We start from the raw sequence: 16,461 nt of genomic DNA on the forward strand, positions 1-16,461 counted from the left end.
AGTGGGGAAGGAGAAGGAGGGAGGGACGCGAGGAGAGAGGAGGAACGCGAGACGAGAGTGCGTGCGGCGGGGCGGGCGGCCCCGCCCCGCGGGGCGTCAGGTCAGAAACGTCTTGAGTTCGTGTACGAGCTTGTCCACCCGCCCGGAGACCACCGGCGTGCCCAGGGCCTTGAACCGCTCCCGGAACCAGGGATTGACCTCCTGCCGTCCGGAGCTGGTCACCGAGCCGACGGGGATGAACTTCACCCCGGAACGGTGAACGGCCTCGATGCCCTCGAACAGCGGCTGGGAGCGGTCGAACTCGTAGAAGTCCGAGATCCACACCATGACGGTGTTCTTCGGCTCGGCGATCTTCGGACGGGCCATCGCCATCGCGACGGGGCCGTCGTTGCCACCGCCGAGATTCGTGCGCAGCAGCACGTCGAACGGGTCGTGCACCCACGGCGTGAGGTCGATCGAGCGGGTGTCGTAGGCGACGAGATGGACGTCCACCTTCGGCAGCCCGGCGAAGATGGAGGCGAGGATGGTGCAGTTCACCATCGAGTCGACCATGGAGCCGGACTGGTCCACCACGGCGATCAGCCGCTGCGGCGTTGTTCTGCGGACGGTGTGCCGGTAGTAGAGGCGATCGACGTAGAGCCGCTCCTCCTCCGGACTCCAGTTGGTGAGGTTCTTCCAGACCGTGCGGTCCAGGTCGAGGTTGCGGAAGACACGCTTGGGCGGCACCGAACGGTCCAACTCGCCCACAGTGGCCTTCTCCACCTGCGTACGCAGCACCTCGGCCACTTCGTCGACGTACCGCCGGATGAGTGACTTGGCGTTGGCGAGGGCCACACCCGACAGATTGCCCTTGTCCCGCAGCAACTGCTCGATCAGCGACATGCTCGGCGTCAGCCGCGCGGCCAGCGCCGGATCGGCCAGGACCTCCCGCAGCCGCATGCGCCCCACGAGATCCGCCTCGATCGCCGCCAGCTCGGGCCCGAGGCCGCCGGAACCAGGGCCCGCACCCGCCGCCCGCCCGCCGCGAAGCGCCCCGGGCCGGCTGCCCAGCGCCCGCTCCAGCCAGCCCGCGTCGGACTGCCAGCGCGCCAGCTGCTCGGCGGTCACCGTGCTCGAACCGGTCGCGAAGACATTCAGCAGCACCTTCGAGACCAGCGCGGCCCGCCGCACCTCCGCCGCCCGGTCGCGGAGACCGGCCACCTCGTCGTCCGGTGTCATCAGCCCGTCGAACTCGGCGGCCAGCTCCGGATGACGCTGCACGACCGAGTCGAGCGACGTCCCGGGATCCAGCAGTGCGGACGGCAGCCCGATGTCCTCGACCACCCCCAGGCTCGCCGACTCCAGCGCGGGCTGCTCCTCACCGTCGAAGAGGCGGGCCAGGAGCCGCCAGTACAGCACCTGACGGCGGTTGTCGTACGGGTCGGGGCCGGTCCGGGACGGGCCGACGGGCCCGAGCGGCTGCCCGGTGAGATCCTCGGTCATTTCCGCAACAGCCTTCCGGCGCGCTCGCGCAGCACGGCGACGGCGTCGGTGGCGGCCTTCTCCGCCCGGACACCGGCCTTGTCGGTGGTGCCGCCCGCCCACGCCCCGGCGTGGGCGCCGACGGCCTTCTTCCGCACGGTCGCCTCGACCGCGAGCGGCTGGAGCAGGAACTCCCCGGCGTCCCAGCGCAGCAGCCCGACGCACGAGTGGGAGCCCGCGACCGCCTCGGGCGTCAGCGGACCGGCCGCGGGCGCCCGGTCGGCGTCGACGGCCAGAAGGTGCCCGGCCAGATCGAACACGAGCCGGCCCTCCTCGCACCTCGCGGTGTACCCCTCCAGCAGCACCGGCACGGCGATCCGGACGGGGTGCCGGTCCAACGGGGCGACACGGGCGGCGGTCGCGGTGGACAGCATCACGCGCGCCGTGGCGAAGGCGTCGGCGGGCTCGCCCGGGCGGGCCCGCCCGTCGTCCCAGAGCAGATCCCCCTCAGCGGTCACCGGCATGGCGTCCAGCTCCATCGAGCGGCCCTCGCTCACGGCGCCGAGCAAGGACATGCAGGGGCGCAGCAGCTGCCACAGACCCGCCCCCACGACGGTGTCGGGCTTCGGGGCCGAAACACCGGCGCGCACCAGACGGGGCACGCCTCCGTCCGCCGGTTCGAACACGGCATGGACCTGGGCCTGTACGGCCGTCGCGTGCTCCTGTACGTCGACGCCGAGCGGCAACAGGCGGCCGGTCACCGGGACGGTGGAACGGTCACCGGCGGAGCCGGGCACCGTCAACAACAGGGCGCGTGACCACAGATCGGCCCAGCGGCGCACCGGCACCCGCTCCAGAGTCGCCCCCGGGCAGGACGCCGCGAGCTCGGCGGCGAACCCGTCGAGCAGCGTCGCCCGCCGACGCAGGCCCGGATCGGGCAGCATCGCGGAGACCACCGGCGCGGCCCCGGCGACGAGCTCGTGGTCGAGGCCCCGCCAGCCGCCGCGCGCGAGGTCACATAGCCAACTGCGCGCGGCGGCGAGGAGGTTCGTCTCGGGGTCCGCCACGGCGGACGCCGGTCCGGATTCCTCCGCCGCGTCCTCGGCAGTGGGCCGGCCGACGGCCTCGTCGATCCGCCGCGTCAGGGCGTCGTGCACGGAGCCGAGCAGCGCGCACCGGGCGGCGGCGAGCGCCACGAAGTGTTCCTCCCCGGCGGCGCCCACCGTCGCCCGGCCGGCCGCCTCCGCGACCCGTGCGGCCAGCGGGGTCCCGGCGACGGCGTCGGCGAGCCCGGCGACCGCTGCGGCCTGCGCCGGCCCCGGCCGCAGCAGACCGGCCACCAGCGCCTCGTCGAAGGCGTCCACGGCGGCGAGCGCCTCGTCGAGCCCCTCGACCGGATCGGACAGCAGATCGCCCCGCATCAGGCCACCGCCCGCGTCGACGGGAACCAATGCATCTCGGGCAACGGGGTGGTGACCGCGTCCAGTTCGAGATAGGCCAGGTGTCGCAGGAACCGGCTGAACACCTGGGCGGCCGCCGAGGAGTCGTCCCGCACCGGCCGCGCCGCGGTCATGGTGGCGGTGAGGGACCGCGCGTCGGGCTCCCCGTCCGGGGTCTCCACCTTGAGATAGCGGGCGACGCGCTCCGCACCGTACTGCAGCACCGCCTCGCCGACGAGTGCCTGGATGTGCTTGCAGAACATGCCGCGCGCGCCACCGCAGGGCCGGTTGTTGTTGGTGCTGCAGGCGAACGCGTACGTCCGGGCCGCCACGGACGACACGTACACCCGGCCGATGTCCGATCCGCTGGAGACGACCCCCTGCAACCGCCCGTCGGCCAGTTCGACGAACGGCACCTTGGCCAGCTTCCGCGGGCGCGCGGGCGGCATCACCCGCGCCGTACTCGACTTCTCCCAGACCGACAACGCGTCAACTCCCATGCAGGCGAAAGGGGGCGTCCACGCCATCGCGGCGGGACATGAACGAACTTAATCCCGACCACTGACAACGCGGCCGGCAGCCCGCGACGCCTCGGCGTCCGGCCCGCGGCGGCCCGTCCACCCCGTCCGGCACGGGAAAGGGTCATGAACTCCAGAGGTGTCGCGCGAGCAGCTCCGGGTCGATGGTGCGGGTGAGCAGGTGCAGGGGCGCCGCGCGGATGCCGGTCGCCTCCGCCGCTTCCCAGTAGGCCAGCCCGGTGGCCGCGTCGACCGGACCGTGGACGAGCGGCACCTCGGCCCCCGAGGCGTGGAGCAAGGACTCCAGCCGGCAGGACGCGACGGTGTCCGGCACCATCGGCCGCGCGAGGTGGCCGGCCACCGCGGCGGCCGGGAGGCCTTCGGCCACCTCCCGTTCCGCCGGGCCGACGCTCAACAGCCCGCCGCCCACGACCAGGACGTCCTTCGCCCCTTCCATCCGGCCGATGGCGCGGGACGTGTCGAAGCAGTGCGGGAACGAGTCGTCGACCACCGTCGTACCCGGTGCGAGGCGGTCGATGTCCAGGAGCGTGCCGCCCCCGCTGACCGCCGCGACGATCAGGCGGGCGTCGTACACGGCTTCGGGCAGACCGTGGTCCGACTCGACCACCTCCACGATCTCGACGAGGCGGCGTTGCAGGAGGCTCTCGGCCAGCTCCTTGAGCCGTGGCCCGCTGCCCGGTACGTCGCAGAGCAGCAGTCGTGCGGGCGGCTGCTGGGCCCGGCTGAGCAGCAGTTCCAGCGAGGAGGAGCCGATCGAGCCGAGCCCCACGAACGCCACGGCCAGAGAGCCCAGTCGCTGCCCCATCGCGTCGAGAGCCGCGTGCACGGTCCTGACGACGGACACGACGGTCGCCGCGTGACCGGTGGTGACGGCGGGGGTGGTGCGGGCAGGGGGGACACCGTGATCAGCGGGCGCGGCGGTGACGGCTCCTGCCGTGCCGACGGCCCGCAGGACGTCGAAGCCGTAGCCGGTGAGCGAGGGGATCATGCCCGCGAGGGACACGGCCCGCGCACCCAGGGACGAGGCCAGCTCCACCCCCAGGGCGGTGTGACCGAGCAGGTCGTCGCCGGCGGCGAGTTCGTCCGCGAACAGCGGAACGCACACGAAGCCCGAACGGCCCAGCGGCGTACTCAGCGTCTCCAGGAGCCGTGGCCGGCCGTCCGGAAACAGCAGGGTCCGCAGCTGCTCGCGCGGCAGCGCGGCCTCCGGCAGACCTGACAGCCGGGCGAGGTCGGCCGGGGACGGCAGATAGCCGATGAGCGCGGCATCCATCCGCGCATCCCGGCCGGGGCCGTCGGGGCGGGCGAGCCGGCCGGGGCCTGGCACGGCCGAGGCCGCCGCGTGCGCCAGATCGGCGCGCACCGATTCCGCGAACGCCGCCAACGACTCCGGGGTGAACGCCGTCGCCGCCGCCCGGACGGTGATCCGCAGCCGTCCGCCGTCCGGACCGGCGGCCAGGAACACATCCGTACCGGCAGGCGGCGGCGTGTACACACTGTCGCCGTCCTCCCGGGCGACCGCCAGGGTCCTCCCGCTCTCCGGACCCAGGGCGGAGAAGTCCAGATAGGTGAAGAAGAACTGCGAGGTCATGGGCAGCCCGTTGGACAGCGGGGGTACGACCCCCTCGTACGTTCGCGCCTCGGCGGCCTCGGCGGCGACACGCAGCAGATCGCCCTCGAAACCGCTGCCGCCGGGCCGCCCGGCCGCCGGACCCGCCGGACGCAGGGGAACAGCCGTGGCGTAGGGACCGAACACCCGGTGTGCGTCGGGCAGGGAGTGGTCCCGGCCGCTCACCGCCAGACCGAGCACCAGATCCCCCCGGCCCGTGGCAGCCGCGAGCGCCCGGTAGTAGGCGGTGAGCACCGGGGCGTGGAGGGTGGAGCCGGTGCGGGCGGCGAGCCCGCGCAGGGCCTCCACCTGACCGGGCTCGACCGTGAACCCGTAGGTATGGAAGAGCGGGTCGGCGGCGGTCCTGCCGGCGGCGAGTACGGGCGGCCGGTAGGGCGCGCTCAACCGAGCCCACCGGTCCCCGCCGGTCGGGACGCCCCGCCCGGCTGAGACGGTCGGCGCGTCGAAGACCCTCCCGGCGGTGGTCACCCGGGCCGTCGACGGGGTTGTCGCGGTGGCCGTCCCCGTGCGCTCCGCGAGCTGGAGGGCGTGGTCGCGGAACGTGCTGCGCAGGGGGGCCGTCGCCGGTTCTTCACCGCGGGACAGGGCGTCGTACACGGCCGTCAGCTCCCGTACCAGGAGTGCGGCGCTGTAGCCGTCGCCGATGATGTGGTGGGCGTGTGCCACCAGGACGTGTTCGTCGGGAGCGACGGTGAGTACCCGCAGGCGCACCAGGGGCCAGGCCCAGGTTTCGAAACGGCGCGCCCGTTCGGCGGTGACCCGCTCCTCCACCTGACCCGGGTCGGTGAGGGTCTCGAAGTCGACCGGCAGGCGCAGTGAGGACGGAAGTTCCTGCTGGACGGGCGGGCGCACCCCGGCGGGGAAGACGGTACGCAGCATCGGGTGGCGCACGACGAGCGTGTCCACCGCCCTCTGGAAGAGGGTGGTGTCGAGGCGGCCACGCAGACGCAACCGTGTGAGCCAGGACGACGTCGTGCCCGGTGAGACGGCTTCGGCCAGCAGAAAGCCGCGCTGGGTCGGTGTCAGCGGGAAGGCCGGGGGAGTGACGGCCGGATCGAGCGTCCCCGTGCGGTCGCCCACCGGATCGCGTCCCAGGGCCGACGCGCCCGCAGCGCCCGCAGCGGTGTCATCGGTCTCAACGGCGTCAGAAGTGTCAGCGGCGTCAACGGCGGTGCCCGTGGCGTCGGTGGCGGTGTCCGCCGCGGCGTCCACCGCCGAGGCGAGGGCCGCGAGCGTGCGACTGCGGTAGATGACGGTCGGCCGGGGGAGCGGTCCGCCCTGCTTCTCCAGCCGGGCGAACACTTCCAGCACGAGCAGGGAGTCGCCGCCCAGGACGAAGAAGTCGTCCTCGCGGGACACGTCCTCGGCCTGGAGCAGCGCGGACCAGATGGCGGCCAGCCGGACCTCGGTGGGCGTGCGGGGCGGTGTACGGACCTCACCCGTACGCGCGCCGCTGTCCGCGCCCGTGTCAGCCCCGGGACCTCCGGCCGCTCCCTGGAAGGTCAGCAGCCCACGGCGGTCGATCTTGCCCGTGCTCGTGAGCGGCATCCTGTCGACACGGGTGATCCGGGACGGAAGCATGTACGAGGGCAGTGACCCCGCGAGATGGAGCCGGAGCGCCAAGGCGTCCGCCCCGGGAGTCCCGGGCCCCGGTGTGACGAAGGCGGTGAGGCGTCCGTGCTCGGTGAGGACGACGGCGTGGGCGACGTCCGGATGGGTCTGGAGCACCGCTTCGATCTCGCCCGGCTCGACCCGGTTGCCACGGATCTTCACCTGGTCGTCCAGCCGCCCGAGGAATTCCAGGACGCCGTCCTCGGAGCACCGCACCCGGTCGCCGCTGCGGTACCACCGGCGACCGCGCCGGACGGTGAACGCGGCCTCGGTGAGTTCCGGTTCACCGAGGTAGCCCGAGGTCAGGCCGGTTCCGGAGATGAGGAGCTCACCGGCCTCGCCGGGCCGCCGGGGCTCCCCGTCGGGGCCGACGACCTCCACCTCCGTGCCCGAGACGGGGCGGCCGATGGGAAGCCGCCGCACCTGGTCGCCGGGCCGGGCCCGGATGATGTGGCAGCTCGTGTTGATCGTGGCCTCGGTCGGGCCGTACAGGTTGGCGATGTGCTGGCCGTCGCCGAAGAGGTCGAACCAGCGGCGTACATGCGCGGGCGACAGGGCCTCGCCGCCGACATGGATCCACCGCAGCGCGGACAGGTCCGGCGGCGGTGCGCCGTGCCGCACGCGTTCCTCGGAAGCGCTGAGCAGCTGCTCCCAGAGCGTGGGAACGGAGCTCCACACGGTGATGCGGCCGCGTTCGACGTGGGTCAGCAGCCGGTCGGGATCGCGCAGCAGGTCCCACGCCACCGTGACCACGGTGGCGCCGACGAGCAGAGGGGCGAGGAGCTGGCGGACGGAGGCGTCGAAGCAGGGCGACGCGGTCTGGGCGAGCCGGTCGTGCTCGTCGTACCCGAAGGTGTCGATCGCCCAGTCGAGGTAGTTCTCCATCGACCGGTGGGTGACGGGTACGGCCTTGGGCCGGCCGGTGGATCCGGAAGTGAAGATCACGTAGGCGATGCCGTCGGCGTCGACCGGGCCGTCGGGCGCGGGGAGCGCGTCCGACGGCCGGACGGAACCGGCGACACGGCCGGGGCCCCCGGCAGGCCCCGGAACCGTATCCCGGCAGGACGGCGCCGAAGCGTCGACGGACACCAGGGCGACGTCGCCGAGTGCTTCCCCCACCGCCCGGGTGGCGGTGTGGCAGAGCACCGTACGGGCTCCCGAGCGCGTGAGCTGGTCCGTCAGCCGCGCGGTCGGGTGGCCGGCGTCCAGCGGAACCCAGCCCGCCCCGGCGCGCAGGGCCGCGACGACCGAGACGACGGTGTCGGCGCCGGGTTCGGTGAGAAGCCCGACGAGGCTTCCCGGGGTGACGCCGCGGGCCAGGAGAGAGGTCGCGAGGGCGTGGGAGGCACGGTCGAGTTGGGCGTACGTCAGGGTGGTGGCGCCGGTGTCGACGGCGACCGCGTCCGGGGTGGCCCGGAACCGGTCGACCAGCCGGCCCACGAGCGTGGCGGCGCCGGATCCGGTACGGGGCCCGATGCCGTGGTCGGGTACGGACTCCGTGATGACCGGTGCGGCGGGCCGGGGCTCGCCGAGCGCGGCCAACTCGGCGTGGAAGTCCCGGTCCAGGCGGGCCACGGTCGCCGGGTCGAAGAGCCGGACGGGAAAGTTCCACGAGAAGCGCAGCGCCGCCTCGTCCTGCCAGCACAGCAGGCTCAGGCGGGTCGCGGCGGTGGCGGTACCGGCAGCGGTCGGCCGCACGCTCACCGGACAACGCCCGTCGAGCGGGGCGGGGAAGCGCGAGAAGCTGAAGCCGGCCGGGCTCACGGTCCGGGGGCCGGCCCCGGAGGGGTCCGGCGGCAGCAGCCGCGCCAGGTCCAGGCCGGTGAGGCTCGCGTGCCGCTCGCTCTCCAGCCAGATCCCCGCCAGCCGTTGGGCCAGAGCCCCCGCCGACTCGTCCGGGTCCGTCCCGCACAGCAGCGGAAGGGTGTCGGCGAGCGGCCCCACGAGCCGGTCCAGGCCCGGCAGGCGATCGTCCCGCCGGGCGCGGGCTACGTTCACCGCGATCTCCCGCTGTCCGCTCCACCGGGCCAGACAGCGCACGTGCGCGGCGAGCAGGAGATGGAACAGGCTCACCCCGTGAGCGGCGGCCCGCTTCTCCAACGCGGCGGACAGCACCGGGTCGAGAACGCTCTGGTGTGTGGTCACCGGCGCGGCCGGCAGGGCGGACGGATCACCGTCGTACGGCAGGCGCAGCGGTTCGCCCCGGGAGCCCAGCCGCCCCGACCAGTACAGCCGGTCGGCGGCGAGGGCCTTCATGCCGTCCGGGGAGGACCGCTCATCGGCGGCCGCGGCCGCGTACCGCGCGAAATCTGTGCCGAGCGGGGGCAGCGTCGGTGCGCGCCCGTCGGCGAGGGCGGTGTAGAGCGACCACAGTTCTCCGGCGAGGACGTTGAGGCTGTATCCGTCACCGGCCGCATGGTGGATCACCAGCACCAGATGGGACAGCTCCGGGCTCTCCCGGGCGAGGAGCGCGCGCACCGGAGGCTCGGTGGAGAGGTCGAACGGGCGGTTGCACAGGGCCGTTTCGAGCCCCTCGATCTCCCCGGTACGGCCGGTCAGCTCCCGGACCTCGTACCAGGCGGACAGCGCGGCGGGCGGCGCGACGTACTGCCGTGGTGCCACCGAGCCGACCCTGTCGCCGGTGCTCTGGCCGCTCTCAGCGCTCTGGTTGCTCTCCGTGCTGCCCGTGCTCCCGATGCGGATCCGGAGCATGGTGTGCCGGTCGGCCAGTGCGGCGAGCGCCCGGCTCAGAAGCCGGGTGTCCAAGGGCCCCCGGACGGTCTGGCGGACGTAACCGTGAGCCGGGACGTCGGGGTGGAGCCGACTGCTGGTGTGCAGGGCCAGTTGGACGGGGGTGAGCGGGAAACCGACGCCGTCCGGCAGGGGAGACGGGGCCGGAGGAAGGGACCGGGAGGAGTGGGCCGGAGGTGAGGGGGAGGGCATGGTGTCGAGGTGCGCGGCCAGTTCGGCGACAGTCCGGTACTCGAAGAAGAGCGTGGCGGCCAGCGGCCTGCCCAGTTCCCGTTCGAGCTGCCTGACGAGGTCGACGGCGGCGAGCGAGTCGAGGCCGAGGGCGAGAAACGGTTCGTCGTCGGGAATCCCGGTGGCGGGCAGACGCAGCGCCGGGGCCAGCAGCCGCCGAAGCACTTCCGCCGTACCGGTGCGAGGTCCGGTCCCCGCACGCGTATCCCGGTTCGCACGCGTGCCGTCGCCGGTGCCTGTGCCGGGCACCCGGCACGTGGTCGCCGGTTCCGTGCCGGATTCCGTGCTCGTCCCCATGGGTACCGTCGGCGCGGTCGGGTCCGCCATGGCCGCGGGCCCCGGGGGCGACGTCAGGTCGGCGAGCAGCAGTTGCGCCGCGTCGACGCCGCATGCCGTACGGAGCGCCGCCAGCGCGGGGCCGACGGCGACGGGCGGGCCCCCGGCACTCCGTACGGTGGTGGAGCCGCCTTCCGCCCCGGCTCCGAGAGCCGTCGCCATGCCCGTCCCGGCGAGGGCCGCGAGGTTCACCGACTGCCAGGGCCGGCCCGCGTGCCGTTCCGACGCGGCGAACGCGTCGAGGAAGGCGTTGGCGCTCGCATAGTCGCCCAGCGCTCCCGCCAGACCGGGCAGCACGGCACTGACGGAGGAGAACGCGATCCGGACCGCCGGGTCGAGCCCGTGGCGGCGCAGGGCCAGCGAGAGCAGCAGACTGCCCCGGGTCTTGGCGGCCAGGGCTGCCGCCGTCTCCTCCGCGCGCCTGGTGCGCAGGGTGCCGGGGCGCACCGTCCCCGCGGCGTGGAAGAGGCCGTCGAGGTGGGGCAGGCCGGCGAGGAGGGCGTCGACGTCCCGCTCCACCGAGACGTCGGCCACGCGGTAGTGGACGGTGGCGCCCAGCGAGCGGAGTTCCTCGGTCAGTCCCGAGGGAGGACGGGGGGAGCGCCCGGCGAGTACGAGGGTCGGGCGGCCACGCCCGGCGAGGTCCCGGGCGAGCGCGGCGCCGAAGCCGCCGCCGCCCCCGGTGATGAGGAACGTGCCGTCGGGCGGCAGCGGTGATCGCGTAGCCCCGCCCGGTGCGGTGGTGCTGCCCGCCAGCGGCACGAAGCGACGGGTGAGCCTGCGCCCGGCGCGCCAGGCGACGGTGGCGGCCCCGGCGTGGGTGCTGCCGTCCGACTTCGGTTCGGCCAGTTCGGCCAGCACGGCGGTCAGGCGCTGGGACGCGGTGTCCAGCGAGCAGAGGTCGAGGGCGGTGGCCGCGGCGCCCGGTGTCTCCCGCGGCAGCGCCAGCAGGAGCCCGCCGAGGACGGCGTGGGCCGGCCTGGGCCTTTCCCGTTCGGTCCCCGTGCCGTGGACGTCCTCGGTCAGCACCAGCAGCCGGTCCGCGCGCGTCTCGTCGAACCGTGCGAGGGCCTCGCCGAAGGCGGCCAGCGCGGTGTCCTGGGCCCGGTCGAGCGCGTCGGCGGTGTCCTGGCCGGGAGCGGGCCCGGCGACCAGGACCACGGCATCCGGCGGCCCGTCGCCCCTTTCGTGCATCCGGACGCCCTCGGCGGAGAGCTGCGAGGCGAGCCGGTCGACGTACGCGGAGTCCGGCCCTGTCAGCAGCACCGAACGCACGGCCGCCGCCCTTCCGGGCAGGGGGGTGTCCTCCCACAGGACCCGGTGCAGCAGAGGGCTCACGGGCGGATCGGCCCAGTACCGGCGGCGCTGGAAGGGGTAGGTGGGCAGGGGGATCCGGTGGTGCTCCGCGTCGAGCGCGGTACGGTCCAGCGGCACGCCGTGCGACCACAGGCGGCCGACGGTTTCCAGCAGGGCCCCCCGTCCACCGCCGTGCCCGCCACCGGGGAGCCGCTCCGCGTCCGTACGGCCGTCGGAATCTCCCGGGAGGGCGCACATCACCGTCGCTCCGCCGGTGAACGCGCCGGAGGCGGCGGACGCCACGGATGACCCGGGTGTCCCGCCGCCTTCGGCGCTGGCCTCCGGTGCGCCGGCGGCGTACGCCTCCGTCGCCGCGCGGACCGCGCCGGACAGCGTCGCGCCGTGGCCGACCTCCACGAACGTGTCGTATCCCTCCCGCGCCAGGCGTTCCACGGCCTTCCCGAACAGCACCGGACGTTCGGCGTGGTCACGCAGGTACTCCGGGCCGAGGACCGGCTGCCACTCGGCGGTGACGGTGCTCATGAGGGGGACGGAGGGGGCCTGCGGGGTCAGCGCACGGGCAGCGTCGGCGAGCCGGTCGGCCACCGGCCGCATCAGCGGTGAGTGGAAGGCCCGGGAGACCCGCAGACGACGCGTGGGAACGCCCAGGGCTTCGAGGCCGGCGGCGGCACGCTCCACGGCACGGACGTCCCCGGAGAGGACCTGGAGCCCCGGACCGTTGTACGCGGCCACGGCGAGCGCCCCGCCGGACTCCGCCACCGCCGCGGCGACGGCCTCCTCACCCCCGCGGACGGCGATCATCGCCCCGGGTTCGGTGAACGCGCCCATGAGACGGCCGCGTTCGGCCGCGAACCGCACCGCCTCCCGGAGGGTCAGCGCCCCGCCGGCACAGGCGGCCGCGATCTCCCCGGCACTGTGCCCGGCCACGGCGTCGGGCTGCACGCCCCAGGCGCGCAACTGGCGGGCGAGCGCCACCCCGGAGGCGACGAGGAGCGGCTGCGCCACCTCTGTGACCGCCTGCTCGGCCGGGTCCGCCTCCGGGTCCAGCGCCCAGTCCAGCAGGGGCCGCCCGCACACCGGACCGAGCAGCGCGGACGCTTCGTCGAACGTGTCCCGGAACACCCGCGCCGTCCGGTACAGCGCCCGGTCCTGGCCGGGGAACTGCGAGCCCTGCCCGGGGAACAGGAAGACCACGCGCGGCCGGGAACGGACGACGCTCCCGACCTGCCGGACCGCTTCTCCCGTCCCGCCGCCGGCGGTGACGGCGGCGAGCCGCTCCCGCAGATCTCCGTCGGCGACGACGGCGAGCCGGTGGGGCCCGTCGTCCCGGGAGGTACTCGCGGTCCGGCAGACATCGCCCTCGCGCAGCCGCGGACGGCTTTCCAGGTGTGCGGCGAGCCGGGTCACCGCTTCCCGCAGCCCGCCCGGGCTGTGCGCCGACAGGGTCAGCAAGTGAGGCCCGTCGACCGCGACGTCACCCGCGACACCCGTGGAAGGCGGGGCCGGGGCAGGCGGGGGCGCGGCCTGTTCGAGAACGGCATGGGCGTTGGTGCCGCCGAAACCGAACGCGTTGATCCCCGCGACGAGAGGCCCCTCGGACGTCCAGTCCCTCGCCTCGGTCACCACGGAGAAACCGGCGGGGGCCAGGCCCGGCGAGGCGGGGGCGTGGTGCAGCGACGGCGGCAGCCTGCGGTGGCCCAGGGCCAGCACGACCTTCACCAGCGCGGGCAGTGCGGCGGCGTTCAGCAGATGCCCGATGTTCGTCTTCACCGAACCGACCGACCGCGGTTCGCCGTCGGGTCGTTCGGGGAACGCGTGAGCCAGCGAACGCAGCTCGATCGGGTCCCCCACGGTGGTGCCGGTCCCGTGGGCCTCCACATAGGTCACCGAGGCGGGATCGACCCCCGCCGCCTCGTACGCCCGGGTGATGACCTCGCGCTGCCGCAACGGATTGGGCGCCATGAGGCTCATCGACCGGCCGTCGTTGTTGACGGCCGTGCCCCGGACCACCGCGAGCACCGGATCGTCCGCGAGGCGGGCCGCGTCGAGGCGCGTCAGGACGATGGCCGCGCCGCCCTCTCCCGGCACGAAGCCGTCGGCGTCGGCGCTGAAGGCACGGCTGCGTCCGGTGGGGGAGAGGGCCCCCGCCTCTTCCAGCAGCCGGTGCGGGGCCGAGGTCAGGTGGAGGTTGACCCCGCCGACGACGGCGAGGTCGCACTCACCGTCCAGCAGGCTGCGCCGGGCCAGATGCAGCGCCACCAGGCCCGACGAGCAGGCGGTGTCCACGGCGATGGCGGGCCCGTCGAGGTCGAGGCACTGGGTGACCCGGGCGGCGACGAGGGCGGGCAGGTTGCCGGTGAGCGCCGCGGGCCGCGGGGAGCCGTCGGCAGCGGCCCGTTCCAGGATCTGCCGGTAGCCGCTGTCCCCGACCGCCGCGAACACGCCGATCCTGCGGCCGCGTCGGCGGGGTCCCGCGTATCCGGCACGTTCGAGTGCCTCGTGCGCGAGTTCCAGGAAGATCCGGGCCTGCGGGTCGAGCGCGCGGGCCTCGTCCTCGCCGATGCCGAAGCAGCCGGCGTCGAAAGCGGCCGGATCCTCCAGCAGTGCGGCCCATCGCTTCCGGCCGACCGCCGGAGCAGCCGGCCGGGCCCCCGGGAGGTCCTGGCCGTCGTCCCATCGTCCTCGCGGTACGGGGGTGACGGCGTCGTGCCCGTCGACGAGCAGCTCCCAGAAGGCCTCGGGGGTGTCGGCGCCGGGGAACCTGCACGCCATCCCGATGACGGCCGCAGAGGTGTCGGCCGTGGCAGCGCCGGGGACGGTGGCGGCTACGGCCATGTCCCCGGCGGACGCGCCGCCGGTGCGCGGCGGGGCGCTCTCCACCGCTTCCGGGGCACAGGACGTCGGAACCGGCGCCACCGTCAGAAGGTGACCGGCGAGTGCGGACACCGTGCCGTGGTCCCGGATGACCGCCGGCGGCAGCGTCACACCGAAGGCGTCCTCCAGGGCCCCCAGTACCTCCATGGCCTTGACCGACGTCCCCCCGAGGCTCCCGAACGCCTCGTGCGCCCCGATCGAACCGGCGGGTCGGCCCAGCACCCGGGCCCACACCTCCCGCACCGCCTCGACGGTCTCCGCCCGGGCGCGGGGCGCCCTCGCGGAAGCTTCCGCCGCCGGCCGCGCCGCTTCCGCGAGACCGCCCGCCGCGGACGGGGGCCCATCGCCGTCACCCGAAGCGTTCTCACCCGCTCCTCTCCCACCCGTCCCGAACGCGCCGTCCTCGAAACGCTCCCGCAGCCGCCGGCGTCGCAGTTTGCCACTCGTCGTACGGGGGAACGCCCCCGGCGGCAGGGTCAGCACCCGCACGTCGTCATGGAGCAGGGCCTCGCGCACCCGGGCCGAGACACGTTCGAGTACCTGGGCCGCCTCGCGCGGGGGCCGTGCCCAGGGGACGAACACCACGACGCGCTCCGCTCCGGTGACCGGGTCGGTCGACCCGACCACCGCGGGGGCCCCGGGAGGCAGCCCGGGAGTGGCGGCCGCGACCTCTTCCATGTCCGAGGCGTGGAAGGTGCGGCCGTTGAGGAACAGCACGTCCTTGTGCCGGCCCGTGACGCACAGCCGGCCGTCCCGCAGGAACCCGAGATCCCCGGTGCGGAGCCACCCCCCGGCGAACACCTCCGCGCTCACATCGGGAAGGCGGTGGTAACCACGGGCCAGTTGGGGACCGCTCACCATGATGTGCCCGGTCCGCCGGTCCCCGAGGACGGTGCCCGCGTCGTCGACGACGCGTACGGAGCAGCCGGCCACCGGCCGCCCGACGTCCATCAACTCGACGGCGCCTTCGCCCGGTTCGGCGTCCACCGCCACTCCACGGCTCAACGCCGCCCGGTCCAGGACGAGGGGCTCGGCCACTTCCCCCGCCGGCGGGAAGGTCACCGCCAGCGTCGCCTCGGCCAGGCCGTAGACCGGCTGGGCCGCCGCCGGGTCCAGCCCCGCCGGCCGGGTCTTGTCGGCGAAGGCACGCCACACCGCGGGCCCGATCGGCTCCGCCCCGACCAGGATCAGCCGTACCGCCGAGAGGTCCAGCCGGGCCAGGACCTCGTCGGGAACCCGGCGTACGGCCAGCGCCAGGGCGAAGTTGGCCGCGGACAGCACCGTGGCCCGGTGCCGGGCCGCCACCTCGAACCACAGGCGGGGCCGCTTGGCGAACGACAGCGGACCGATCTTGACCTGCCGGGCCCCGGCGGCCAGCGGAGCGAGGTGGGTGCCGATGAGCCCCATGTCGTGGAAGTACGGCATCCAGCTGACCACCACGTCCTCGGGTCCCAGCGCCGAGGCGGCCCGTATCTGCGCCAGATTGGCCAGCACCGCTCCATGGGTCACCTCCACCCCCTTGGGCACACCGGTGCTTCCCGAGGAGAACTGCACGAACGCGACGTCGTCGTGCCCGGCGGCGGCGGGCTCCCGCAGCTCCGGCCCCTCCCGCAGGACATCGAGGGACAGGGCGCGGACAGTGTCGGGGAGGTCGCCCGACAGCGACGAGGCCGAGGCGTCCACGACGACGGGCGGCCGCCCCAGGTGCTCCCAGACCGGCAGCACCCGACGTGCGTCCGGCGCGAGCGGGACCGGAACGAGACCGGCCGCCACAGCACCCCAGAACATCGGCTGGAAGTCCTCGCTGCGGTCGGCGAGCAACGGCACACAGGTCCCGGGCGCGACGCCCGCCTTCCGGAAGCCGCCGGCCACGCGCAAGGACGTGTCCAGGAGTTCGCCCAGGCTGACCGTCAGCTCGCTCCCGTCGCCGCGGACATGTACGACGACCTGCCCGGGAGCCTCACGGACCGCGCCCAGTAGTACATCAAGCAGTGTCACGTCGTACTCCGTCGGTCCGTCGGTCCGTTCCCCGAAGAATGATCTTAGAAAGGCACGGGTCGCGGGGAATCAGCCGCCGGGAGGAGAGCGCATGCACCCTGGGAGTGACCTGATGGAAGAGGTCCGGCTCGGTTTCCGGACCGGGCCGGGAAGCGACCGGCGTGTCCACCGCGAACGCGGGGACCGAGGAGAAGCACCGCCTGGACGGTCCCGTTCGCCGGGACCGTGGCCCGGACGCTCGAAGCGGCCTGCCGGGCCGGAGCGACCCGCCCGG

At 74.4% G+C, this 16,461-nt stretch carries 4 protein-coding genes; all 4 read right to left on the reverse strand.

The genetic code is table 11. The features are described from left to right. Nucleotides 1-96: 96 nt before the first annotated feature. Nucleotides 97-1,482: a VWA domain-containing protein gene (locus PSQ21_RS35040; protein ID WP_274035485.1), complete on the reverse strand. Its 1,386-nt coding sequence runs from the start codon at nt 1,480-1,482 to the stop codon at nt 97-99. Next, on the reverse strand, nt 1,479-2,882 hold the full coding sequence (locus PSQ21_RS35045; RefSeq protein WP_274035486.1) for a hypothetical protein: 1,404 nt from the start codon (nt 2,880-2,882) through the stop codon (nt 1,479-1,481). Before PSQ21_RS35045 ends, PSQ21_RS35040 begins: the two co-directional genes overlap by 4 nt. Then, nucleotides 2,882-3,400, reverse strand: a complete 519-nt coding sequence (locus tag PSQ21_RS35050) for a hypothetical protein (RefSeq protein WP_274035487.1) — start codon at nt 3,398-3,400, stop codon at nt 2,882-2,884. Before PSQ21_RS35050 ends, PSQ21_RS35045 begins: the two co-directional genes overlap by 1 nt. A 142-nt stretch (nt 3,401-3,542) precedes the next feature. Further along, entirely contained in the window at nt 3,543-16,187 is a 12,645-nt protein-coding gene (locus PSQ21_RS35055) for a non-ribosomal peptide synthetase/type I polyketide synthase (RefSeq protein ID WP_274035488.1), read from the reverse strand. Between the last annotated feature and the right edge of the window lie 274 nt (nt 16,188-16,461).

The sequence above is a fragment of the Streptomyces sp. MMBL 11-1 genome (assembly GCF_028622875.1).
GTDB lineage: Bacteria > Actinomycetota > Actinomycetes > Streptomycetales > Streptomycetaceae > Streptomyces.